Below are 23,558 nucleotides of genomic sequence, written 5' to 3'. Positions count from 1 at the left end.
GATTCATCGCTTACGCGGCGCGGCGCTTGCGCGCACTCGAACCGCTCGCGGTTCGCCGCGCAGGCGCCTTGCTCTTCGCGGTGCGGCGCGATGCGGGCCGGGCTTGCGCGTCGTCATCCGGTTCGGCGTCGTCGTCGCGATTCGCACGCGCCCGCGCCGACTTCGTCTCTGTTTTGCCCGCCGCCTTCGCCGCGGTCTTGCGCGCGGGTTTCCCCGCGGTTTTGCCCTTCCCGAGGCTGCGCTTGAGCAGTTCCGACAGATCGAGAATATCGGCGCTCGGCCGCGTTTCGGCCGGCTCCTCGACCTCGCCGATTTCCTCGGTCTTGCCTGCGCGTATCTTGCGGTCGACGAGCGCCATGATGTCGTCGTGGAACGTGTCGTGATACGCGGACGGGTCCCACGTGTCGCTCATATCGTCGATGAGCTTCTTCGCCATCTCGAGCTCGCGCGGCGTGACGCCAGCCTTCTTCCGGTTATCGTCCGGAAGCTTCAGTTCGTCGTACGATCGAACCTCGCCCGCCCAGCGCAGCGTGTTCAGGGCCAGCACCGGCCCGATCGGAATCAACGCGGCAAGATGCTGCTTGTTGTGCATCACGACGTTCGCAATGCCGACCTTACCGCTATCCTTGAGCGCTTCGCGCAGCAGCGCATAGACCTTTTCGCCCTTGCGATCGGGCGTCAGGTAGTAAGGCGTATCTAGGTACAGGAACGAGATCTCTGGCGCTTCGACGAACGCGAGAATGTCGACCGTCTGCGTCGATTCGGGGTTCGCCGAACGAATCTCCGCATCGGACATGACGACGTACTTGCCCTTCTCATATTCGAAGCCGCGCACGATGTTCTCGTGCGCCACTTCCTTGCCCGTGCGCTTGTTGATCTGCTTGTAGCCGATCGGGTCGATCGAGCGCTTGTCGAGCAGATTGAAGCCGACCTTCTCCGATTGCGTCGCCGGATACAGTTGCACCGGCACATGCACGAGACCGAAGCTGATTGCGCCCTTCCAGATCATATGTGCCATCGTGCGCTCCCGAGGTTCAGACTTCGGTGAAGCAGCAAGCATGCCACGCGGCGTTCCGTGCGTCGCGGCGCAGGCGCGCGCATGCGTGTGAGCATCGCGCCGCGCGCGGCCTGTAAGACTTGCTTGCCGGGCGGCAAAAGATGCGGGCGCAGTCTCGCAGCGGATGCGCATCAGGTGCCCGCAGCGAGGCCTCGGCGGCGCTTGCGGTACGCGTCGCTTTACACGCCACCGAAGCCGCGCCGGGAGAGTGGGCGCCACCCGTTACAATATGCAGATTTTCTGCGCCACAAGCAGATTTTCTGCGCCTTTTTGCGCCCGCTTCCAGCCCGGCTTCCAGCCCTTTTCCGCGTCGACATGAACCTCGTCATCCAAAGCCCTGTGCCGCTTTCCGCCGATCATCGCAAACCGCTTGCCGCGCTCGCGCACGGCTCGCCGGCCGTCGTCATCGACGAGTACGCGCTTCGCGTCGACAACGTGAACCCGGCGCAGCGCGCGGATCTCGACGTGTACTGCGGCACGCACCAACTCGATTACGCGTTCGTGGAACCGGGCCTGCGTCTCTCGAGTTTCGGCCTCGTCGCGATGGACATGGATTCGACGCTGATCACGATCGAATGCATCGACGAGATCGCCGATTTTTGCGGGCTCAAGGCCGAAGTGGCGGCCATTACCGAAGCCTCGATGCGCGGCGAAATCAAGGACTTCAACGAAAGCCTCACACGGCGTGTCGCGTTGCTCAAAGGGCTCGACGCGAGTGCGCTCGAGCGCGTCTACGAAGAGCGGCTGCAGTTGTCGCCGGGCGCCGAACGGATGCTGGCGGGCGCGAAGGCCGCGGGGCTCAAGACACTGCTCGTGTCGGGCGGCTTCACGTTCTTTACCGAAAAGCTGCAGGCGCGTTTGAACCTCGATTTCACGCGGGCGAATACCCTCGAAATTATCGACGGCAAGCTGACGGGGCGCGTGCGAGGCGAGATCGTCAACGCGGATGTGAAGGCGCGCACGCTGCGCGAAGCATGCGCGACGCTCGGTATCGAACCGGGCCGCGCAATTGCGCTCGGCGACGGTTCGAACGACCTCAGGATGATGGCCGACGCCGGCCTGTCCGTCGCATTTCGTGCGAAGCCCGTGGTGCGCGAGGCAGCGAGCGTCGCGTTCAATTACGTCGGCCTCGACGGGCTGCTGCGGCTTTTTTCGAGCTGAGCGCTGTCAGCCCGCGCGTGTGGAACGTGCGCCGGGTTCGCCGGGTGTGCTGAGTCTATTGAGGCAGTGCTCGATATCCGCGCGCAAGTCCGCTTCTTCCTCGAGGCCCATGAAGAAACGCACCAGCGTGCCGCGATACGGCCATGCGGACGCGCTGCGCATCGACGCGATGTCGTACGGCATCACGAGGCTCGCGACACCGCCCCAGCTCCAGCCGATCGCAAACAGTTCGAGCGACTCGCAAAACGTATCGATCTGCGCGGCGCTGTAGCGTTCGTCGAACACGACCGAAAACAGGCCGCCGGCGCCGGTGAAATCGCGTCGATAGAACTCGTGACCCGGGCAATCGGGCAGCGCGGGATGCAGCACCGCGGCGATCTCGGGCCGCGTCTTCAGCCACTGTGCGAGCGCGAGCGCGGTGCGGTCATGCTGCAGGAAGCGCACCTGCATCGTCGGCAGGCTGCGCAGGATCAGCGAGCAGTCATCGGACGAAACGCCGAGACCCATGCGCATCCGCGCCAGTTTCAGCTTGTGATGCATGGCCTTGTCCGCCGTGATGGTCGCGCCCATCAGCACGTCCGCGCCGCCCGACTGATACTTCGTCAACGCCTGCACCGAGATATCGACGCCATGGTCGAACGGACGGAACGTGATGCCCGCGGACCACGTGTTGTCGATCGCCGTCACGATGTTGTGCGCGCGCGCCACCGCGGTAATCGCAGGAATGTCGGGAACTTCCATCGTGACCGAACCCGGCGCCTCGAGCCAGATCAGCCGCGTGTTCGGCTGGATCAGGTCGGCGATGCGCGCGCCGATCATCGGGTCGTAGTAGCGCACGGTCACGCCGAAGTCGCGCGCGAGCCAGTCGCCGTGATCGCGATTCGGCGAGTACGCGTTATCGGGAACGAGCACGTCGTCGCCGGACTTCACGAACGCGAAGTACACGTTCGAGATCGATGACAGCCCCGACGGCTGCAACAGCGTGTGATTGCCGCCTTCAAGCGCTGCAAGGCGCTGCGCGAGCACGATCGACGTCGGCGTTGCGTGCAGGCCGTAGCGCCACTGCGCATCGTTGCGCCAGTCGAGCGCGCGCATGGTCGCCAGATCCGGAAAAATCACGGTCGACGCACGCGCGACCGGCACCGATAACGATTCGAAACCCGGCGTCAGGTCATCTTCCGGATGGACGATGCGCGTTTGCAAACCGTGTTTCGGAGGGGATTGGCTCATATTCGTGTTCCGCTGGTGTTGACCGATCGGCTTTGCCGATCGCGTTTAACGGGTCGGCCTTTTTCGGTCTCGTTGAAGTTATTCGCCAGTACGCAGGTTACTCACGCCATTGACGGCCTGGCCACCGGGTTGCGCACCGCTTTGCTGTTCCGACGGAGTCGTCGCAGTGGGCGCGGCGGATGCGGGCGCCGCGGCTGCCGCGCGTGCAGTCGGCGGCGGTACCGCTGCGCCGGCTGCCAGCGGGCGCAAATCGAATTCCTGCGGGTTCGAATCGTCGACGTTCATGCGCTCGCCGGTCAACGTGCCGTCGGCGGCGAACTTGCCGACCCAGTTGCCGGTGATATGCGTGCCGTCGTTCGACTCTTCGACCTCGAGCGTATCGTCCGTGCGATCACCGGCGATCAGGATCACTTCGCCGTTATCGGTGAACTGATATTCGCCGTGCACGCCGGATGGATCGTCGGTCTTCGGCCCGAGCCGCAACACGATCTGCCGCGCGCCGAGCATGCCCGCATAACGTGGAAACTTCGCGTATTCGGCGCTCGGCTTCAGCGGCAACTGGATCGGCGGCGGCGCGGCCAGTTCCTTCACCGCATTGCTTTGCGCATGCGCCGCGGGCACGAGCGTTGCGCTCGCAACGACTAGCGCAACGGCGATCGTCCGGAGCGCGCCGCGCGTCGTTGCGCGAGTCTCGTTCGGCTTCGTGTGCTGCATTCGTGGTTCCTGTGGTTCGTTCGTCATGCCTGCTTGTGCCGCGGTCGCGGCAGGTTCGCGCCAATCCGTGTTCCGCGACGCGCCGATGCGGCGCTGTGCGGCGCGGCGGCGGCGTCGTGGGACCACGCGGCGCGCCTGCTTCAGTAGCCGCGGTTCAGATGCGCTCGAAGATCGCGGCGATGCCTTGCCCGCCCCCGATGCACATCGTCACCAGCGCATAGCGGCCGCCGGTGCGCTGCAGTTCATACAGCGCCTTGACCGTCAGCAATGCGCCGGTCGCGCCGATCGGATGGCCGAGCGAAATGCCCGAGCCGTTCGGATTGACCTTCGCGGGATCGAGCCCGAGTTCGTTGCTGACCGCGCACGCCTGCGCCGCGAACGCTTCGTTCGCTTCGATCACATCGAGGTCCGCCACCGTGAGGCCTGCGCGCTCGAGCACCTTGCGCGTCGCCGGCACCGGGCCGATGCCCATATATGCGGGATCGACACCCGCATGCGCATACGCGACGAGACGTCCGAGCGGCTCGATACCACGCTTTTCGGCGACGCCGCGTTCCATCAGCACGAGTGCGGCAGCCGCATCGTTGAGGCCCGATGCGTTGCCGGCCGTCACCGTGCCGTTCTCCTTCGCGAATACGGGCTTCAGTTTCGCGAAGTCTGCCGCTTTCGCGTCGATGCGCACGTGCTCGTCGGTATCGAACACGATCTCGCCTTTCTTCGATGCGATCGCGAGCGGCAGGATCTGATCGTTGAAATAGCCGGCCGCGATGGCATGCGCCGCGCGGCGATGCGATTCCAGTGCGAGCGCATCCTGCGCATCGCGCGTAATGCCGTACTTTTGCGCGACGTTTTCGGCGGTGATGCCCATGTGGACCGTCTGGAACGGATCGTTGAGCGCGCCGAGCATCATATCGACGACGCGCGCGTCGCCCATGCGCTGGCCGAAACGCGCGGCCGGCATGATGTACGGCGCCCGGCTCATGCTTTCGGCGCCGCCGGCGAGCGCGATGTCCGCGTCGCCGAGCAACACGCTTTGCGCGGCGGACACGACCGCCTGCAGCCCGGAGCCGCACAGGCGATTCACCGTGAGCGCAGGGGCATGCTGCGTCACACCGCCATCGATTGCCGCGACGCGCGCAAGATACATGTCCTTCGGTTCGGTATGGATCACGTTGCCGAACACGACGTGCCCGACTTCGTCGCCGGCCACGCTCGCGCGCGACAATGCTTCGCGCACGACGCGCGCGGCGAGCCCGGTGGGCGCGACCTCCTTGAGGCTGCCGCCGAAGTCGCCGATCGCCGTACGCACGCCGCTTGCCACGATGACTTCACGTTGCATTGCTCGCTCCTCCTGATGTCCCTGGGTGTACCTGGGCGGTTTCTGTTAGCCGCACGGATGGGTCTTGCCGGGTCTTGCCGCATCAGAGCGTTTGCGTGGCTCCGTTGCCCCACCACGGCACGCGCACACTACGCCACTACGCCGCAAGCAACTGCTCGACGGTCTCGCGATCGGGAATCGGTGCGACCGCGCCATAACCTTGCGTCGACAGCGCGGCCGCTGCGTTCGCGTAACGCGCGGCGGCAAACGCATCGTCGCCGGCCACGAGACGCGCGACGAACGCGCCACCGAAGCAATCGCCCGCACCAGTTGCATCGACCGCGTTCACGAGCAGCGCGGGCACGACGCGGCGCTCGTCGCGCGTCGCGATATACGCGCCTTCGCTGCCCAGCTTCATCGCGACGATGCGCGGCCCCTGCGCAAGAAGGAAGTCGACGATCTCGTCGCGGTCCGTGAGGCCCGTTAGCACGGTGACATCGTCCCAGCTCGGCAGACAGATGTCACACTGCCGTATCGCTTCGAGCATCACCGCACGCGCCCGCGCGAGCGGCCACAGCTTTAACCGCAGATTCGTATCGAAGCTGATGCGCACGCCGTGTGCGCGCGCATGCGCGATCGCGGCAAATGCCGCATCGCAGGCGCTCACGCTGATCGCAAGACTGATACCCGACAGATGCACAACTTTCGCCGCGGCAATCGGTTCGAGCGGCAGATCGTGCGGCGTGTAGCGGCTCGCGGCGGAACCCGCACGCAGATAATCGAAGTGATGACCCGCCGCACCGTGCGACACGAAATACACGCCCGTCGGCGCGCTTTCGTCGATGCGCACGCACGACGTATCGACGCGTTCGCTGCGCCACAGTTCGAGCAGCAACTCGCCGAACCGGTCGCGCCCCACCGCCGACACGAAACCCGTCGACGCATCCTGACGCGCGGCCGCGATGCAGAAATTCGACGTGTCGCCACCGAACCCTTGCAGCCACGTCGGCAGACCCGGCTGAGCCTGGTTGAATTCGATCATCGCTTCGCCGAGCGCGAGAATGTCGGGCGCGGCGGCGCGCGCGTGATTAACCATCGCCTAGACCTCGCCCCACAGGTCGTGACCGTCCGCGCCGGTGATCTTCACCGAGACGAACTCGCCCACCTTGTAGCGCTTCGACGCTTTCGTCGACGGCGCAATATAGACGACGCCGTCGATTTCAGGCGCATCCGCCGCGGTACGGCCGATCCCGCCGTCGGCGTTGATTTCGTCGACGAGCACCTTCAGCGTCTTGCCGACCTTGCGCGCGATGCGCTTCGCGGACATCTGCTCGGCCACCTCCATGAAGCGCGCGCGGCGTTCCTCGCGCACGTCGTCGGGCAGCGCGCCGTCGAGCTCGTTCGCACTCGCGCCTTCGACCGGCGAATAGGCGAAGCAGCCGACGCGGTCCAGTTCCGCCTCGCGGATAAAGTCGAGCAGCGTGTCGAACTGCGCTTCGGTTTCGCCCGGAAAGCCCGCGATAAACGTGCTGCGGATGGTCAGATCGGGGCAGATCTCGCGCCAGGCGCGCACGCGTTCGAGCACCTTCTCGGCATTGGCCGGGCGCTTCATGCGTTTCAGCACCTCGGGGTGCGCGTGCTGGAACGGCACGTCCAGATACGGCAGCACGTGGCCCTTGAACGGACCCTCGGCCATCATGGGAATCACCTCGTCGACGCTCGGATACGGATAGACGTAGTGCAGCCGCACCCACGCGCCGTATTGCGCGGCCAGTTCGCCGAGCGCCGCGACGAGATCCGTCATGCGCGTCTTGATCGGCTTGCCGTTCCAGAAGCCCGTGCGATATTTGACGTCGACGCCGTAGGCGCTCGTGTCCTGCGAAATCACCAGCAGCTCCTTGACGCCGGACTTGAACAGATTCTCCGCTTCGAGCATGACCTCGGCGACCGGCCGCGACACGAGATCGCCGCGCATCGACGGAATGATGCAGAAGGTGCAGCGGTGATTGCACCCCTCGGAGATCTTCAGATACGCATAGTGGCGCGGCGTGAGCTTCACGCCGGCCGCGGGCACGAGATCGATGAACGGATCGTGCGGCTTCGGCAGGTGGCTGTGCACCGCCTGCATCACTTCGCCGACCGCATGCGGACCGGTTACCGCGAGCACCTTCGGGTGCACCTCCTCGATCAGGCCCGAGCCGCTCGCGCTTTTCTTCGCGCCAAGGCAGCCGGTGACGATCACCTTGCCGTTTTCGGTCAGCGCTTCGCCGATCGCGTCGAGGCTTTCCTGCACCGCTTCGTCGATAAAGCCGCAGGTGTTGACGACGACGAGGTCGGCGCCATCGTACGTGCCGGAGATCTCGTAACCTTCGGCACGCAGCTGCGTAATGATTTGTTCGGAGTCGACCAAAGCTTTCGGGCAGCCGAGTGAGACGAATCCCACTTTCGGCGTTGCCGACGGCTTATTCCTAGGGTCTGCGGGGTTTGTATGGGCGTTCAACTTATTACTTCCGGACGAGGGGCGAAAAAATCGCCGCGTAGATAGACTGGCTGTCCGCATTTTACCCGCAGCGGCAGTTGCGCAAGGACAGAGTTCAAATGAGTCAGCCCGTTTTCCCCAGAGTTTCCCCCGTCGTTTCCTCCGTCGCTTTCCCCGCGGCTTCCCCCCAATCGCTGTTCCACGCGCAGGGCTTGTGCACGGATAGCAAATTTGCTAATATTTGCCTATGACCTGGAGCGTCGTTTATTTCAATGACCAGGTCAAACGCGAAGTCTTCGAACTGCCTGATGGAATCCTCGCCGGCTATTTGCGGCTGGTGGGCATCATGGAAGAGTTCGGCGCGGATTTGCGTATGCCGCACTCGCGTGCGATGGGCGACGGTCTGTTCGAGTTGCGCCCGCGTGGCGAGGAAGGCATCGGGCGCGTGTTTTACTGCATGCATGTGAACCGGCAGGTCGTCGTTCTGCATTCCTTCGTCAAGAAGACCCAGGAAACACCGCGCAGCGAATTGCGCAAGGCTCGCAAGCGTTTAAAGGAAGTGCAACGTTCGAAGGAGGTACTACGCAATGGCTAAAGTAACTGCGCAACGCGGCAGCCATCCCGACCGGTTCAAGCCGGTCGCTCACACGAAGGCCGACACGGAACGGCTGCTCGCCAAGCCCGATGTGCGCGCCGCGTACGACGCGCTCGAAGACGAATATTCGGCGCTGCGCGTGCTGCTTTCGGCACGCCGCGAGGCGGGACTCACTCAGGCGGAAATCGCCGAACGTATGGGCACGACCGCATCCGCCGTGTCGCGGCTCGAAGCGTCGCTTTCGAGCGAAAAGCATTCGCCGTCGTTCGCAACGCTGCGCAAGTACGCGGCCGCATGCGGCAAGCGGCTCGTGATTTCATTTGCTTGACGGGCTACACGGCGGGCTGCGTAGCGAACTCACAGCGGGCTGATCGCGGACACCCCATCGTGCGGGCGCCGCAGCGCAGTTGACGCGCATGCATACGCGCAAGCCCGCGCCGGCACCCGTCGCCGCGGCGCCGACGCGATCGGCTTGTTTCCCCGCTTACTTCTTCTCCGGCTCCGGGTTCGGCGTGGCCTGCGTGAACGGGAAGGAACTGAACATCGTCTTCGCCTGGTTCTGCATCTGTTCCTGCATCTGCACGAACATGTTCTTCGACTGCTCGATGTAGCTCGTCATCATCCCTTGCATCATCGGCGCCTGCATGTTCATGAACTGCGACCACACCTCGGGGTTCATCGTCTTGCCTTCGTAGAGGCCCTTCGACTGGTCCGCGAGCTTGTTCTGGATGTCGATAAACGCCTGGATATTCTTTTCCAGGTACGTGCCCATCATGCCCTGCATCGCGTGACCATAGAAGCGGATGATCTGCGACAGCATCAGCGACGAGAACATCGGCAAGCCGCCGCTCTCTTCTTCGAGAATGATCTGCAGCAGGATGCTGCGCGTCAGGTCTTCGTTGCTCTTGGCATCGATGACCTTGAATTCCTCCTGGTCCAGCACCAGCTGCTTGACGTCGGTCAGCGTGATGTAGGTGCTGGTCTCCGTATCGTACAGTCGACGGTTCGGATATTTCTTGATGAGTCGTTCGGCTGTTTTCTTTGTAGTAGTGGTCATGTAACGCCTTTGAGCGCCAATGCAGCGCGGAAACGGCGCCTCTCACATGCAACGCAGCACAACACGGCCACGGCCTGCGCAAGACGCCGCCAGACACACCTGAAACCACGGTCCCCGCTCCTGCGAGCGGCAGAACGCATGGATCAGCCCATATGCAGGCCGCCGTTCAACGAGAAGTCGGCGCCTGTTGCGAAGCCGGATTCATCGGAAGCCAGCCACGCGACGATCGAGGCGATTTCCTCCGGCGCGCCGAGGCGGCGCACCGGAATTGTCGCGACGATCTTCTCCAGCACATCGGGGCGAATCGACTTCACCATGTCCGTGCCGATGTAGCCCGGCGAAACGGTATTGACCGTCACACCCTTCGTGGCCACTTCCTGCGCGAGCGACATCGTGAAGCCGTGAATGCCGGCCTTCGCGGTCGAATAGTTCGTTTGACCGAACTGACCTTTCTGGCCATTCACCGACGAAATATTGATAATGCGGCCCCAGCCACGCTCGACCATCCCGTCGATCACCTGCTTCGTGACATTGAAGAGGCTCGTGAGGTTCGTGTCGATCACTGCGGTCCAGTCTTCATGCGTCATCTTGCGGAACACGACGTCGCGCGTAATGCCCGCATTGTTGACGAGCACATCGATCTCGCCGCATTCGGCCTTGCATTTGTCGAACGCAGCCTTGGTCGAATCCCAGTCGCCGACATTGCCTTCCGAGGCGACGAAATCGAAGCCGAGCGCCTTCTGGTCTTCAAGCCATTTCGTGCGGCGCGGCGAGTTCGGGCCACAGCCGGCGATGACCTTGAAGCCCTGTTTGTGCAGGCGCTGGCAGATGCCGGTGCCGATGCCGCCCATGCCGCCCGTTACGTACGCAATTCGCTGTGACATAAATCTGACTCCATTATCGTTTGCGGAAGCGCCGGCCGGCGGCCTCCTTGCATGGCTACTCCCTGCTCGCTACCGGCCCGCCATCGGTCAACCCCGGTCAACCCCGGTCAACCCCCGGTCAACCTCGGTCACCATCGGTCACCATCGGCCTGCCGGCGGGCTGACCGGCAGCGTGACCCGAACGAACCCCTACCCGAACCCAACCGAACCCGATAGCGACCCGCGCCGGCGGCCACGCGTCTCGCGTGCAGCCGCGGGCGCGCACTGCATCAGGGGCGCTCGACGGCGAGCGCCACCCCCATCCCGCCGCCGATGCACAGCGACGCGAGACCGCGCTTTGCATCGCGCTTCTGCATTTCGTGCAGCAGCGTGACAAGCACGCGGCAGCCCGATGCGCCGATCGGATGGCCGATCGCGATCGCGCCGCCGTTCACGTTGATCTTCGACGTGTCCCAGCCCATCTGCTTGTGCACGGCAAGCGCCTGCGCGGCGAAGGCTTCGTTGATTTCCGCGAGGTCGAGGTCATTGATGCTCCAGCCCGCGCGTTCGAGACAGCGGCGCGACGCCGGCACCGGGCCCATACCCATGACCTTCGGGTCGACGCCCGCATTCGCGTAAGCCTTGATCCGCGCGAGCGGCGTCAGGCCGAGCGCCTCGGCCTTCTTCGCCGACATCACGACGACCGCCGCGGCGCCGTCGTTGATGCCCGACGCGTTCGCGGCCGTCACGCTGCCTTCTTTCGAAAATGCGGGCTTGAGCCCCGCGAGCGCTTCGGCCGTCACGCCGTGGCGCACGAACTCGTCGGTCGCGAACGAAAGCGGATCGCCCTTCTTTTGCGGAATCTGGATCGGCACGATTTCGTCGTTGAAACGGCCCGATTTCTGCGCGGCTTCCGCCTTGTTCTGCGAGAGCGCGGCGAACGCGTCCTGCTGCTCGCGCGTGATGCCGTATTCCTTCGCGACGTTTTCGGCAGTCATGCCCATGTGGTACTGGTTGTACACATCCCACAGGCCGTCGTAGATCATGGTGTCGATGAGCTTCGCATCGCCCATGCGGAATCCATCGCGCGAATTCGGCAGCACATGCGGCGCCGCGCTCATGTTTTCCTGGCCGCCCGCCACGACGATCTCCGCATCGCCTGCGATGATCGCGTTGGCCGCAAGCATCACGGCCTTCAGGCCCGAGCCGCACACCTTATTGATTGTCATGCCGGGCACTGCCGTCGGCAGGCCGGCCTTGATCAGCGACTGGCGCGCCGGGTTCTGGCCGGAACCGGCCGCGAGCACCTGGCCCATAATCACTTCGCTGACCTGCTCGGGCTTCACGCCCGCGCGTTCGAGTACCGCGCGAATCACCGTGGCGCCAAGTTCAGGCGCGGGAATTTTCGCGAGCGAACCGCCGAATTTGCCGACGCCCGTGCGGGCCGCCGATACGATCACTACGTCAGTCATTTCGATTTCCTCCGGTACCGCGGCCGCTTATGTCACTAAGTGCCGCATCGTGCCGTCAAGTTAAAGATCCGCTCAGTCGTCTACTGCTTCTTGCGCCTGACGTCGTGTCAGGAGTCTTGCCGCGATCCCGCTGATTCCGTGCCGGCAAGACGCACGTCGCGTCAGGCGAAAACGCACATGCCGCTCAGGCGCTACTCGCGTTGCTGCACATAACGCCCCGGCGCCGGTTCGATGACCGGGAATTCGGCCGAACCGGCCTCGGCGCGCGGCTTCACTTTCTTGCCTGCGTACTGGTCGAGCCAGGTGGTCCATTCGGGCCACCAGCTGCCCGGCGATTCAGTCGAACGTTCGAACCAGTCGCTGGCATTGCCGGGCAAGGTCCTGTCGTCGCCGTTCATGACCCAGTAGCTGCGCTTTTTCTTCGCCGGCGGATTGATCACACCTGCAATATGCCCGGACGCGCCGAGCACGAACTTGAGCGGGCCCGTGAGCAGCGGCACCGACGCATAGGCGGTTTGCCACGGCACGATATGGTCTTCGCGCGACCCATAGATAAACGTCGGCACATCGATGCGCGACAGGTCCACCGGCTCGCCGCACACCTTGAGCCGGTTCGGCTCGCGCAGACTGTTCTCGAGATACGTGTTGCGCAGATACCAGACGTACATCGGACCAGGCAGGCTCGTCGAATCGCTGTTCCAGTACAGCAGATCGAACGGCATCGGCGTGCGGCCCTTCAGGTAGTTGTCGACCACATAGTTCCAGACGAGGTCGTTCGGCCGCAGGAACGAAAACGTGTTCGCGAACTCGAGGCCGCGCATGAGTCCGGGCGGCGTGCCGTTCTTGCCGCCGATGGTCTGCTCGCGCATCTGCACGTGCGCTTCGTCGACGAATACGTCGAGTACGCCCGTATCGCAGAAGTCGAGCATGGCCGTGAGCAAGGTCATCGACGAGGCCGGATGTTCGCCGCGCGCGGCCGCAACCGCGAGCGCGGTGGCGAGCATCGTGCCGCCGACGCAGAAGCCGAGCGTGTTGATCTGCTCGCGCCCGCTGATCTGCCGCACGGTATCGATTGCGGTGAGAACGCCTTCTTCGATGTAGTCGTCCCACGTCTTGTGCGCAATCGACGTATCGGCATTGCGCCACGAAATCAGGAACACCTGATGACCGGCCTGGAGTGCATGCGCGACGAGCGAATTCTCGGGCTGCAAGTCGAGAATGTAGAACTTGTTGATACACGGCGGCACGATCAGGAGCGGCCGCTCGCGCACCGATGCGGCAAGCGGCTTGTACTGAATGAGCTGGAACAGATCGTTCTCGAAGACGACCGAACCTTCGCTCATTGCGAGATTCTTGCCGACGACGAAACTCGACTCGTCGGTCTGCGAGATCTTGCCGCGCTGCATGTCGGCAAGCAGATTCATCACGCCCTGCCGCAGGCTTTCACCGTGACTGTCGAGCAGCGTCTTTTGCGCTTCCGGATTCAGCGCGAGGAAGTTGCTCGGCGATGCGGCCGCCGTCCATTGCTGAACCGCAAAGCGAATGCGTTCGCGCGTTTTCGCATCGGTCTCGAGCGCGTCGACGAGTTCCTGCAGATAACGCGCGTTGAGCAGATACCACGCGGCCATGTAGGCGTAGATCGGCGTCGCCTTCCATGCCTGCGCGCTGAAACGTCGGTCCTTCAGTTCGGGCGCACTCGACGAAGCCTGCGTGGCCTGCTGGAATAACTGCATCGCGTCGCGCGAGTAGTCGGTCTGCAACTGCTGAAGACGTTGCGGCGGAATGGCCGCGGTGGGCAACTTCATGCCAGCAAGCGCGGTGAACGGCTGCATGAACGGCCTGGCCAGGTCGGGGCTAAATGGCTGTTGCGCAGCCTTTGCAAACGGCTCGGCGAACTGGCGGGCAAACTGTTCCGCGAATTGCGGCATGCCGGCGGCGGCCTGCGTGAAATCGGCCCCCCCCGGAGGCATACCGGCAGGCCACGCCGCCGGCATCCAGGGCACATTCGCAGGCATGCCTGCCGTCATACCGGCGGGCATGCCCGGCACCGCAAACGGATTACCGTTTGCAGCGGCCGTTGCGCCGATTGAACGCCATGCGTTCAACCACGCGTCGAATAACTGTTGAACTCCGGCGGCATTCGCGCCCGGCTGCGCTTGCGTGCGATCCGATGAAGTTTGCGTGCGTGAGGACGTCGAGGAGTGTTGAGCTGCCACCATACCTGCTTTTACCGGTGAGTCCTCGCGGACGGTTGAGAGGCAGGTGCCTTCGTGCCTAGGCGGCGAAACGCTCGCGGCCGCTTACGCCCTGTCCCATTGTTGGGGAACATTCTTGCGCCCCATTGCAAGGCATGTCAATGCTTGATCCCGATTTTGCCGCACTGCGATATTTTTTTCATTATCGTTTTCCCCATGTAAGGGAACGTGCGTTCGCAGGCGCCCTACGCACGCCGTTCGAATCCGACAGTTTGCCCGAAATATCAGGGTTTTCCGGGAGTTGGCGGCGCCTTGTCGCGATGTCGCATACTGCCTGCGCTTTCGGACGCAATATCACGCCTGAAGGTTGCCGCAGCGCAGCAAACATACGGCGTCTGCGTGCATTCTCCGGGCTTTTGCTGCAGCAGCAATCGACCGTGTGACGAGCGGTATCCGATGCGCTTGACGGCCGGTCATGAAACCATTGAACGCGCTTCGCGCGATGCGCGACATGGACAAGCCGCGCAGCAAACGGCAAGCCACACGGCACCGCAAATGTTCAATGCGCCAGCCAGATCAGCGCAGCCATACGGCCCGTCACCCGATCGCGTCGGTACGAGTAGTAACGCTCGCGCTGCGTGTATGTGCATTGGTCGCCGCCCGTCACCTGTGAGATGCCGAGTTGCGCGAGCCGCTCGCGCGCGAGCGCCGGCAAATCGGCAAGATATTTGCCCACCATCGCGCTACGCGGCACGAAAGCACGCACGATCGCGTCGCGGCGCGCAGCGGGCGCCGTGTCGACGAATGCGTGTAGCACGTCGTCGCCCACTTCGAACGCGGACGGCCCGATGCATGGCCCGAGGTACGCATGCAAGGCAGACGGTTCGACGCCCGCCAGCGCGGCAACGCGCTCTACGGTGTTCTCGACGACACCCGCGGCCAGCCCGCGCCAGCCTGCATGCGCGGCCCCGACTGCCCGCCCGGCCGGGTCGCACAGCAGGACCGGCATGCAGTCCGCGATCATGACGAGCGATACGGTGCCGGGCCGATCGGTCACGCTGGCGTCGGCGCTGACCGCCGCGCCGCCCGCGCGGGCGTTTTCGAGCACATCGTCAGCACTCACGACTTGCGCGCCGTGTACCTGCTGAAGCCACGCCGGCTCTTCGATGCCTGCAAGCGCACGCAGCCGCGCGCGGTTCTCTTCGACCCGCGTGGGATCGTCGCCCGCGCGCCGGCCAAGGTTGAGGCCGCCGGGCTGCTCGACGCCGTCGCGCCATCTGCCGTATGGCGGCAGGCTCACACCGCCGCTGCGCGTCGTGACGAGCGCGCGAACTTGCGGCGCGACGCGCCAGTCGGGTCGTAGCACATCGGCAAGCGTCAGGTCGGGGACGTTCATCGGCGGTGATCCTTGTTCTTGGGGGGCCTGTGCTTAGAGTGCCCGCTTTTATCGTGCCTGCTGTTTTCGTGCTCCTCGCCGCGGTTCTCGCGAACGGCCTCGCGCGGAGCTCCGATATCGGCATCGCGACGCGTTTCGTTGTGCGCATCGTGCGCATCGTGCGTGCTGGCGGCGTAGCCCTCGCCTGCGTCGTCGGCGTCGCCTTCGTCGTCAGCATCGCCTTCGTCGTCGAAACTGTCGTCGGCGTCGCCATCGGCTTCCATCGCCGCGATGTCGTCATCGGCTTCGTCGGCTTCGTCGGCTTCGTCGGCTTCGTCGGCTTCGTCGGCTTCGTCGGCTTCGTCGGCTTCGTCGGCTTCGTCGGCTTCGTCGGCTTCGAGCGCCGGATCGTAAGCGGTATCGTCGTCGAGATACGCGTCTTCGTCGAAATCGTCCGCTTCTTCGCGGTCGAAGCCGAGCGCTGCACATAACGCCGCGAGATCCTCGGGCACGTCGGCGCGCCATTGCATCGTGCGGCGCGTCTCCGGATGAACGAGCCCGAGGCGCCACGCATGCAGCGCCTGGCGCGCGAAGCCGCCCGGCAGCGGCGTCACCGAGCGCTTGCCGCGCGCGCGCCCGTACACGGGATCGCCGAGCAGCGGGTGGCCCGTATGCGCGCAATGCACGCGAATCTGATGTGTGCGGCCCGTTTCGAGATCGCAGTGGATCGCCGTCACGGGCTGTCGCTCCCACACGACCGTCGCCACGCGCCGGAAGTGCGTGCGCGCCGGTTTGCCCGCCGCACCGGTCACGACCGCCATGCGCGTACGCTCGCGCGGGTCGCGGCCGATCGGCGCGTCGATCGTGCCTTCTTCCGGCATGCCGCCCCAGACGAGCGCGACATAGCGGCGCTTGACCGTGCGCGCCTGCAGCTGGCGCACGAGATCGGTCTGCGCGGCAAGCGTGCGCGCGACGACCATGAGTCCCGAGGTTTCCTTGTCGAGGCGATGCACGATGCCCGCGCGCGGCAGGCCCGCCGCGGCTTCGCCGTAGCGATGCAGGAGGCCGTTGAGCACGGTGCCGCTCCAGTTGCCGGCCGCCGGATGGACGACGAGCCCCGCGGGCTTGTTGATCACGACGATCGTCTCGTCTTCGTAGACGATCTCGAGCGGCACAGGCTCGGGCGTGAAGGCAAGCTGCTCGGGCAGCAGATCGGGCACGAGCGCGATCGTCGCATTGAGCGGCACGGGTTGACGCACCTTCGCCGGCTTGCCGTCGACGTGCACGCGCTGCGCTTCGATCCAGCCTTGCAGCCGGCTGCGCGAGAACTCGGGGAAGACTTTCGCGAGCACCTTGTCGAGCCGTTCGCCCGCGAGTTCGGGCGGCACGGTCACGACGCGCGGCGCTTCGTCCGCTGCCGCGCCGTGTCCGGAAGGGGGAGAAACCGCGCGGGTCGATGCGTCGTTCGCGGCGAGTTCGTCGTCAAGCATATCGGAACTGTCTGACGTGTCGGGCGCCGCAGCGTCGGAGCGCCCTTCGCATCGGCTATAATCTTTGTCGCTATTCCGTGTGCCGGCTGCGGCGCGCGGAGTATGAGAACGGGTCATCGAGACTGGTTACCTGACGTAAAGCGCTTGACGTGAAGCTGGACTGAGAATGCGAGCCTTGAACATGATTACTCAAATGGCCCAATACGCGGAGGCCCGAAGCGTGACGCAACGCGTGGCCAGAAAAGTGGCCCGAACCATCGCGAGCCTGTGTGCGATCGCGCTCGTCGCAGCGTGCCACGGCCTGCCCGAGAAGACCGACGAAACAGCCACGTGGACGAACAACAAATTATATAACGAGGCGCAAGACGCCTTGAGCGGCGGCGACTGGGGCAAGTGCGCGAAGTACTTCGAAGCGCTCGAGGGTCGCGACCCGTTCGGCCATTTCGCGCAGCAAGCGCAGATCAATGTCGCGTATTGCAACTGGAAAGACAGCGAAACGGCCGCCGCCGACCAGGCGATCGACCGCTTTATCCAGCTTCACCCGGATCACCCCGATATCGCCTACGCGTACTACCTGAAGGGCATGATCCACTTCAACGACGACCTGGGCCTGTTCGGCCGGTTCTCGGGCCAGGACATGAGCGAGCGCGATCCGAAGTCGCTGCGCGAGTCGTATGACGCGTTCAAGGTCGTCGTCGACAAGTACCCGAAAAGCAAGTACGCGCCCGACGCCGCCCAGCGCATGCGCTATATCGTGAATGCGCTCGCGTCGCACGAAGTGCATGCGGCCGACTATTACTATCGTCGCGGCGCATATGTGGCTGCGATCAACCGCGCCCAGCTTGCGATCAAGGAATACAAGAACGCGCCGGCCATCGAAGACGCGCTGCATATCATGTGGCTGTCGTATGAGAAGCTCGACCAGCCGCAACTGGCCGACGACACCAAGCGCGTGCTCGCGGGCACTTTCCCCGATAGCCCGTACATCACGGGTCATGCGCGTCCGGGCAAGGAAAAGTCGTGGTGGCAATTCTAAGGCCGTCACGCTGACGCAAACGCGGACTGCCGACGCCATCGCGCGTCGCATGAAAAACGCCACGGCATGCCGTGGCGTTTTCCTTTTGCAGCGTTCGAACAGGCTACGCGATACGGCCTTGCGCCAATCAGTCGCGCTCGAAAAGCGCAATCGATTCAACGTGCGACGTATGCGGGAACATATTCACCACGCCCGCGCCCTTCAGCCGATAGCCGGCTTCATGCACGAGCAGCCCGGCATCGCGCGCGAGCGTCGCCGGATTGCACGAGACATAGACGATGCGCTGCGGCAAGGGGCCCTCACCGCTTTGCGCGATATCGGCGAGCGCCTTCGACACCGCCAGCGCGCCCTCGCGCGGCGGGTCGACCAGGAACTTGTCGAAGTGCCCTAACGCGCGCATATCGTCGGCGCTGACTTCGAACAGATTGCGGGATGCGAACGACGTATGGCCGTCGACACCGTTTTCCTTCGCATTGGCGAGCGCCCGCGCGGTCAGGGTTTCGCTACCTTCGATGCCGACCACTTCGCGCGCCAGTCTCGCGAGCGGCAGCGTGAAGTTGCCGATCCCGCAGAAAAGGTCGAGCACGCGGTCGGTTTTGGCCGGCGCCAGCAGCCGCAACGCGCGGCCCACGAGCACGCGGTTGATCTGGTGATTGACCTGCGTAAAGTCCGTCGGCAGAAACGGCATCCGGATACCGAACTCGGGCAGCGTGTAATCGAGTTGCACGTCGAGCGGATAGAACGGCACAACCGAGTCCGGCCCCTTCGGCTGCAGCCAGAACTGCACGTTATGTGCGTCGGCGAATTCGCGCAGCAGCTGTTCGTCGGCGGCGTTGATCGGCTCGAGCACGCGCAGCACAAGCGCCGTGACCGTCGCGCCGACCGCGAGCTCGATTTGCGGCATGCGATCGCGAATCGACAGGCCTTCAACGAGCCTGCGCAGCGGCACGAGCAGGTCCGACACATGCGGCGGCAGCACTTCGCAGCTCGTCATGTCGGCCACGTAACTGCTCTTGCGTTCGTGGAAACCGACGAGCACGCCGCCCTTCTTCACGACGTTACGCACCGTCAGACGCGCGCGGTAGCGGTAACCCCACGACGGCCCGTGGATCGGGCGGAAAATCGTCTCGGCGCGCAACCTCGCGAGATGCGCGAGGTTGTCTTCGAGTACGCGTTGCTTGACCGCGATCTGCGCGCGCACATCGAGATGCTGCATCGAACAGCCGCCGCAGGTGCCGAAGAACCGGCATTGCGGGCTGGTACGAATCACGCTTTCGCGCAGGATATCGACCGCAACGGCCTGTTCGAAACTCGGCTTCCTTCTATAACTCGAATAGGTAACGCGCTCGCCGGGCAGCGCACCTTCGACGAAGATGACCTTGCCCGGCGTGCCGTCTTCCGTGACGGTACGGCCGACGCCGCGCGCTTCCATGTCGAGCGACTCGATGTCGAGTTCGGGCAGCGCCGCGGGCGGCAGCGGCAGCGCGGTCACGCCCGCTCGCGCGGCCTTGCGTTTTGCCGCCTTGTTCGGCGCGGGGTGTGCCGCGGCGTTCGCCACGTGGTTCGGCGCAGCGCCCGCAGTCGGGCTCGCTTCGGCAGATAAGGCTTCGCGGGGAACGGTTTGAGACACCAGCAACTTCCTGACAGACGGTGAAGTGAAGGCGAGATTGTAGACGAACGGGAACCTCGAACGGAGATTTGACGATGCGACTGATTAGCTGGAATGTCCAGTGGGGACGCAGCGCGAGCGGCGACGTCAGCCTGCCGCGCATGGTGAACGAGGCGAAGCGCCTCGCCGACTTCGACGTGCTCTGCCTGCAGGAGGTGACGCGCGGTTTCAACGTGCTCGCGGGCCATCCGGGCGACGATCAGTTTGCCGAGCTCGCCGACGAGCTGCCCGGCTACACGGTGCTCGATGCGATCGGCGCCGACCTCGCGCCATTGAAGCTCGACGGGCCAGGCGCGCCGCGCCGGCAGTTCGGCAACGCGCTTGCCACGCGGCTGCCGGTCGAACGCGTGATTCGTCATTCCCTGCCGTGGCCGGCCGACGCGGATGCGCCCTCGATGCAGCGCGTCGCGCTCGAAGCCGTGCTGCGCACGCCGCGTGGACCGCTACGCGTGATCGTCACGCATCTCGAGTTTTATTCGCTGCCGCAGCGGCTCGCGCAGGTCGATGCGTTGCGGCATATGCAACAGGAGGCGGCTCAGCATGCCGCACATCCGGCGCCCGCGGAAAACGCAATCGGGCCGTTCGTCGACACCATGCGGCCTGTCAGCGCGATTGTCTGCGGCGATTTCAACAGCGCGTTCGACAGCGACGCGTATCGGCGCATGATCGCGCCGCTCGACGGCAGCCCGTCGTTTATCGATGCATGGACGACACTGCATTCGGGCGCGACACCGCCGCCCACCGCGGGCCTCTACGATACCGGCCAGTGGAAAGACGGGCCGCTCACGTGCGACTTCATCTTCGTCACCGACGATCTGCGCGGCAGGCTGCGCAGTTGCGAGATCGACGGCGCGACGCGCGCGTCCGATCATCAGCCGATCGTGCTGGAGATCGATTGAGCCGGACGGATTGAGCAACGCGTCGCTGCGGCGGTATTCCTGACCGCTCCCGCGCTGTTGCGGTGCGGGAGCGCCGGATCTGAGCGCCCAATCTAGCCGTCGAACGCAGCCAGATACTCGGCCCAGTGCGCGGCCGGCTCCTGCGCGAGCGAGTTCTTCACGAACGCGATCTCGTCAGCGTATTCTTCGGCCGAAAAGCCACCGCGCATCAGCTGAAACCGGCAATACAGCAGATACGTGTTGACCACGTCCGTTTCACAGTAGTTGCGAATCTCCTCGATACGCCCCTGCTGAAACGCCTGCCACACCTGGCCGCCGTCCATCCCGAGCTTGCCCGGAAAGCCGCACAGTTTCGCGAGCGCATCGAGCGGCGCGTTCGCGCGCGCCTGATACATCGCGAGCACGTCCATCAAATCTGTATGACGCGCGTGGTAACGGCTGATGTAGTTATTCCATTTGAACTCGCGGTCGTCTTCGCCGAGGTCCCAGTAACGGCTCGCGGTCACGCCGTTCACGAGCGCGCGATAGTGCAGCACGGGCAGGTCGAAGCCGCCGCCGTTCCATGACACGAGTTGCGGCGTGTACTTTTCGATCACGCGGAAAAACGACTGTACGAGCACGGCTTCGCCGTCGGCGGGCGTGCCGAGAGAGCGCACGCGAAAGCCGTTGTCGTCACGAAACACGCATGAAATGGCCGCGATCCGCTGCAAATGATGCGGCAGGAAATCGCCGCCCGTCTTTTCGCGGCGCGCGGCGAATGCGAAGTCGGCGACCTCGGCATCGGATAACGTGGCGGGCAGATCTTCAAGCCGGCGAATTCCGGCGACATCGGGAATGGTTTCGATGTCGAATACGAGAATCGGAGTCATCAGGTTAGAGAACGGCGTCCTTGCGCACGCCATTGGACGCGAAGAAGCGCTTGAGCCGCACCAGCGCTTCCTGCTGGATCTGCCGCACACGTTCGCGCGTCAGGCCCATTTCGTCGGCGAGTTCCTCGAGCGTGGCCGGCTCGATATGATTCAGGCCGAAACGGCGCTCGATCACATGCCGGTGCTTGTCGGACAACCGCGCAAGCCATGCGCGTGTAAGCGTTTCCAGCTCACGATGCTGCACTTCGGCGTCGGGCGACTGGCTCTGGTCGTCGGACAACAGATCGAGCAGACTGCTGGCCGGGTCGAGGTCGAGCGGCGCATCGAGCGATGCAGTGTGCTCGTTCAGCGCGAGGATATCGGTCACTTCATCGCTGGTTTTGCCGGTCAGATACGCGATGTCGTCGATGCTCGCGTCGCGGCGGTCCGCCGCTTCGCCCGAATTCATCGAGTTCTTTTCCAGATGGCGCTTCGCGCGCAGCACCTGGTTCAGTTCGCGAATGACGTGCACGGGCAGCCGCACCGTGCGCGCCTGATTCATGATCGCGCGCTCAATGCTCTGGCGAATCCACCACGTGGCGTAAGTCGAAAAACGGAAGCCGCGCGTCGGGTCGAACTTCTCGATGGCGTGCATCAGGCCGAGGTTGCCCTCCTCGATCAGATCGAGCAGCGGCACGCCGCGGTTCAGATACCCCTTCGCTATGCTCACCACGAGCCGCAGGTTGCGCTCGATCATGACCTGGCGCGCCTCGAACTCGCCGGCCTTCGCGAGGCGCGAAAAACGCTGCTCTTCCTCGACCGTCAGGAGCGGCTTGACGCTGATCCGGTTCAGATAGTGCTGGATCGTGTCCGCGGTCAGCTCGGCCTGCAGCAGCGCGCGGAAGTCGTCGGCGTCCGATGGGGAATCGGTTGCGCCTTCGCGCGCGTCGGAACCGCCCTCACCGTCGTCGCCCGAACGGCGGTCGTCGGAATCGCTGGCCCCGTTGTCGAGGTCGTCGATGCTGTCGTCATCCTGATCCGAAGCGCCCGTGTCTTCCACCGATACATGCGTGGCACGGCTGATCGTCTCAGTCTCGGCTTGCGGTGGTTGGCGCTTCGATTTCGGCATGGTCGTAATCGCTTATTGCGGCGGCAAATACTTCAGTGGGTCGACAGGCTTGCCCTGCCGGCGAACCTCGAAATGCAACATCACACGGTCCGAATCGCTGTTGCCCATCTGGGCGATCGTCTGCCCCTTGGTGACCGCGTCTCCCTCTTTTACCATCAAAGCACTGTTATGTGCATAGGCGGTAAGGTACGTTGCATCATGTTTGATGATAATGAGATTGCCGTAACCGCGCAGCCCATTTCCGGCATAAACGACCCGACCGTCCGCGGAAGCCTTGACCGGTTCGCCCATACTTCCGCCGATATTCAAACCTTTGTTTTTCGAATCGTCAAACGTGTTGAGCAGCGGACCGCGCACCGGCCACGCAAATGTCACGTTGCCCGCGGCGCCGGCCGCGTCGCTCGTCGCGGCCGGCGGCTGCGGCGGAATGGTCGTGGCCGTCGCACCGGGCGCGTTGCTGGTGGCGCCGTAGAGCGGCGGCTGCGCGACGCCCGCTGCGGCCGAAGATCCCCCTGCGGGCGCGCCGGCGAGCGGTGCGCTTTGTACCGCGCCGCCCGCGATGGGCGCCGTTGCGACGCCCGGCGTCGTCGCCGTGGGTGTCGTGCCCGGGGGCGCCACGCGCAGCAACTGGTCGACTTCGATCTGGTTCGGGTTGGTCAGATTGTTCCACGTCGCGATGTCGCGATAATTCTGGCCGTTTTCGAGCGCGATCCGATACAGCGTATCGCCCGGTTTCACCCGGTAATAACCCGGAGGCGGCGGGCCGAGCGGCACCGGCTGCTGCGCCGCCTGTTGCGCCGCTCCGGTGCCGAGCGCGCCTGAGCGATCGACGACCGGCGCATTATCCAGGCGCGTCGCGCAGGCCGCCAGCAGCGACAGCGCGAGTACGCACACACCACGTTGAGCCACGGTCAGACGGACATTCGTGCTGGTTCTTTGCATCGTGCGCAGCTTACTGATAGTCATCGGAT

The 23,558-nt window shown here is 64.3% G+C and carries 21 protein-coding genes and 1 pseudogene; 6 read left to right on the top strand and 16 right to left on the bottom strand.

Features of this window, described 5'->3' with window-relative positions; all coding sequences use genetic code 11:
- Positions 1–10: 10 nt before the first annotated feature.
- A complete protein-coding gene (ku, locus tag ACYPXD_RS23975; protein WP_459716898.1) occupies positions 11–1,018 on the bottom strand; it encodes a non-homologous end joining protein Ku in 1,008 nt (335 codons plus the stop codon).
- 354 nt (positions 1,019–1,372) lie between these two features.
- Between ku and serB the strand changes: the two genes are divergently transcribed.
- Entirely contained in the window at positions 1,373–2,218 is an 846-nt protein-coding gene (gene serB, locus ACYPXD_RS23970) for a phosphoserine phosphatase SerB (RefSeq protein ID WP_459716895.1), read from the top strand.
- 6 nt (positions 2,219–2,224) lie between these two features.
- On the opposite strand, the gene ACYPXD_RS23965 is transcribed toward serB, so the two are convergent.
- The 5 genes from ACYPXD_RS23965 to rimO all read right to left on the bottom strand — a co-directional run bounded on the left by ACYPXD_RS23965 (position 2,225) and on the right by rimO (position 8,040).
- Positions 2,225–3,448 carry a cystathionine beta-lyase gene (locus ACYPXD_RS23965; protein ID WP_459716893.1) on the bottom strand — a complete coding sequence of 408 codons (1,224 nt, stop codon included), beginning with the start codon at positions 3,446–3,448 and terminating at the stop codon, positions 2,225–2,227.
- 78 nt (positions 3,449–3,526) lie between these two features.
- Entirely contained in the window at positions 3,527–4,162 is a 636-nt protein-coding gene (locus ACYPXD_RS23960) for a hypothetical protein (protein WP_459716890.1), read from the bottom strand.
- A gap of 154 nt (positions 4,163–4,316) precedes the next feature.
- Positions 4,317–5,501: a beta-ketothiolase BktB gene (gene bktB, locus ACYPXD_RS23955; RefSeq protein ID WP_459716886.1), complete on the bottom strand. Its 1,185-nt coding sequence runs from the start codon at positions 5,499–5,501 to the stop codon at positions 4,317–4,319.
- A gap of 136 nt (positions 5,502–5,637) precedes the next feature.
- Positions 5,638–6,576: a sugar kinase gene (locus ACYPXD_RS23950; protein ID WP_459716883.1), complete on the bottom strand. Its 939-nt coding sequence runs from the start codon at positions 6,574–6,576 to the stop codon at positions 5,638–5,640.
- A gap of 3 nt (positions 6,577–6,579) precedes the next feature.
- Positions 6,580–8,040 carry a 30S ribosomal protein S12 methylthiotransferase RimO gene (gene rimO, locus ACYPXD_RS23945; protein ID WP_459716880.1) on the bottom strand — a complete coding sequence of 487 codons (1,461 nt, stop codon included), beginning with the start codon at positions 8,038–8,040 and terminating at the stop codon, positions 6,580–6,582.
- A gap of 166 nt (positions 8,041–8,206) precedes the next feature.
- Here rimO and ACYPXD_RS23940 point away from each other — a divergent pair, with 166 nt between their 5' ends.
- Entirely contained in the window at positions 8,207–8,554 is a 348-nt protein-coding gene (locus tag ACYPXD_RS23940; protein WP_459716878.1) for a type II toxin-antitoxin system RelE/ParE family toxin, read from the top strand.
- Positions 8,547–8,882, top strand: coding sequence for a helix-turn-helix domain-containing protein (locus ACYPXD_RS23935; protein WP_459716875.1), 336 nt, complete (start codon positions 8,547–8,549; stop codon positions 8,880–8,882). The genes ACYPXD_RS23940 and ACYPXD_RS23935 overlap by 8 nt, the downstream gene beginning before the upstream one ends.
- Before the next feature lie 156 nt (positions 8,883–9,038).
- Here ACYPXD_RS23935 and phaR read toward each other — a convergent pair whose 3' ends face one another.
- The 4 genes from phaR to phaC form a co-directional block, all read right to left on the bottom strand.
- The gene (phaR, locus tag ACYPXD_RS23930) at positions 9,039–9,611 is read right to left on the bottom strand and encodes a polyhydroxyalkanoate synthesis repressor PhaR (RefSeq protein ID WP_175225583.1); all 573 of its coding nucleotides are present in this window, start codon (positions 9,609–9,611) and stop codon (positions 9,039–9,041) included.
- 143 nt (positions 9,612–9,754) lie between these two features.
- Complete coding sequence (locus tag ACYPXD_RS23925; RefSeq protein WP_459716870.1) at positions 9,755–10,495, bottom strand: 3-ketoacyl-ACP reductase; 741 nt, start codon at positions 10,493–10,495, stop codon at positions 9,755–9,757.
- A 269-nt stretch (positions 10,496–10,764) separates the two neighbouring features.
- A complete protein-coding gene (locus ACYPXD_RS23920; RefSeq protein WP_459716867.1) occupies positions 10,765–11,946 on the bottom strand; it encodes an acetyl-CoA C-acetyltransferase in 1,182 nt (393 codons plus the stop codon).
- A 191-nt stretch (positions 11,947–12,137) separates the two neighbouring features.
- Positions 12,138–14,165, bottom strand: a complete 2,028-nt coding sequence (phaC, locus tag ACYPXD_RS23915) for a class I poly(R)-hydroxyalkanoic acid synthase (protein ID WP_459716865.1) — start codon at positions 14,163–14,165, stop codon at positions 12,138–12,140.
- A gap of 137 nt (positions 14,166–14,302) precedes the next feature.
- On the opposite strand from phaC, the gene ACYPXD_RS23910 reads away from it, so the two are divergent.
- Entirely contained in the window at positions 14,303–14,584 is a 282-nt protein-coding gene (locus ACYPXD_RS23910) for a hypothetical protein (RefSeq protein WP_459716862.1), read from the top strand.
- A gap of 116 nt (positions 14,585–14,700) precedes the next feature.
- Here ACYPXD_RS23910 and pgeF read toward each other — a convergent pair whose 3' ends face one another.
- Positions 14,701–15,537 carry a peptidoglycan editing factor PgeF gene (gene pgeF, locus ACYPXD_RS23905; RefSeq protein ID WP_459716860.1) on the bottom strand — a complete coding sequence of 279 codons (837 nt, stop codon included), beginning with the start codon at positions 15,535–15,537 and terminating at the stop codon, positions 14,701–14,703.
- 287 nt (positions 15,538–15,824) lie between these two features.
- Positions 15,825–17,123 (bottom strand): annotated as a pseudogene (locus ACYPXD_RS23900) (RluA family pseudouridine synthase); the annotation flags it as partial.
- Positions 17,124–17,172: 49 nt separating this feature from the next.
- Here ACYPXD_RS23900 and ACYPXD_RS23895 point away from each other — a divergent pair.
- Positions 17,173–18,042, top strand: coding sequence for an outer membrane protein assembly factor BamD (locus tag ACYPXD_RS23895; protein WP_459716857.1), 870 nt, complete (start codon positions 17,173–17,175; stop codon positions 18,040–18,042).
- A gap of 127 nt (positions 18,043–18,169) precedes the next feature.
- On the opposite strand, the gene rlmD is transcribed toward ACYPXD_RS23895, so the two are convergent.
- Positions 18,170–19,600 carry a 23S rRNA (uracil(1939)-C(5))-methyltransferase RlmD gene (gene rlmD / locus ACYPXD_RS23890; RefSeq protein ID WP_459717061.1) on the bottom strand — a complete coding sequence of 477 codons (1,431 nt, stop codon included), beginning with the start codon at positions 19,598–19,600 and terminating at the stop codon, positions 18,170–18,172.
- A 146-nt stretch (positions 19,601–19,746) separates the two neighbouring features.
- On the opposite strand from rlmD, the gene ACYPXD_RS23885 reads away from it, so the two are divergent.
- Entirely contained in the window at positions 19,747–20,610 is an 864-nt protein-coding gene (locus ACYPXD_RS23885) for an endonuclease/exonuclease/phosphatase family protein (protein ID WP_459716854.1), read from the top strand.
- Between the two features lie 92 nt (positions 20,611–20,702).
- On the opposite strand, the gene ACYPXD_RS23880 is transcribed toward ACYPXD_RS23885, so the two are convergent.
- Genes ACYPXD_RS23880 through ACYPXD_RS23870 form a run of 3 tightly spaced genes read right to left on the bottom strand, consistent with a single transcriptional unit; the run spans position 20,703 to position 23,547 of the window.
- Positions 20,703–21,479, bottom strand: a complete 777-nt coding sequence (locus tag ACYPXD_RS23880; protein WP_459716851.1) for a 3'-5' exonuclease — start codon at positions 21,477–21,479, stop codon at positions 20,703–20,705.
- Between the two features lie 4 nt (positions 21,480–21,483).
- Positions 21,484–22,587: an RNA polymerase sigma factor RpoS gene (gene rpoS / locus ACYPXD_RS23875; protein ID WP_459716849.1), complete on the bottom strand. Its 1,104-nt coding sequence runs from the start codon at positions 22,585–22,587 to the stop codon at positions 21,484–21,486.
- 12 nt (positions 22,588–22,599) lie between these two features.
- A complete protein-coding gene (locus tag ACYPXD_RS23870) occupies positions 22,600–23,547 on the bottom strand; it encodes a peptidoglycan DD-metalloendopeptidase family protein (RefSeq protein WP_459717059.1) in 948 nt (315 codons plus the stop codon).
- Positions 23,548–23,558 lie beyond the last annotated feature (11 nt).

This window comes from Paraburkholderia sp. 2C (genome assembly GCF_054589215.1).
The sequence above is the reverse complement of the archived record's forward strand: the minus strand, read 5'-3'. Positions and strand labels throughout refer to the sequence as shown.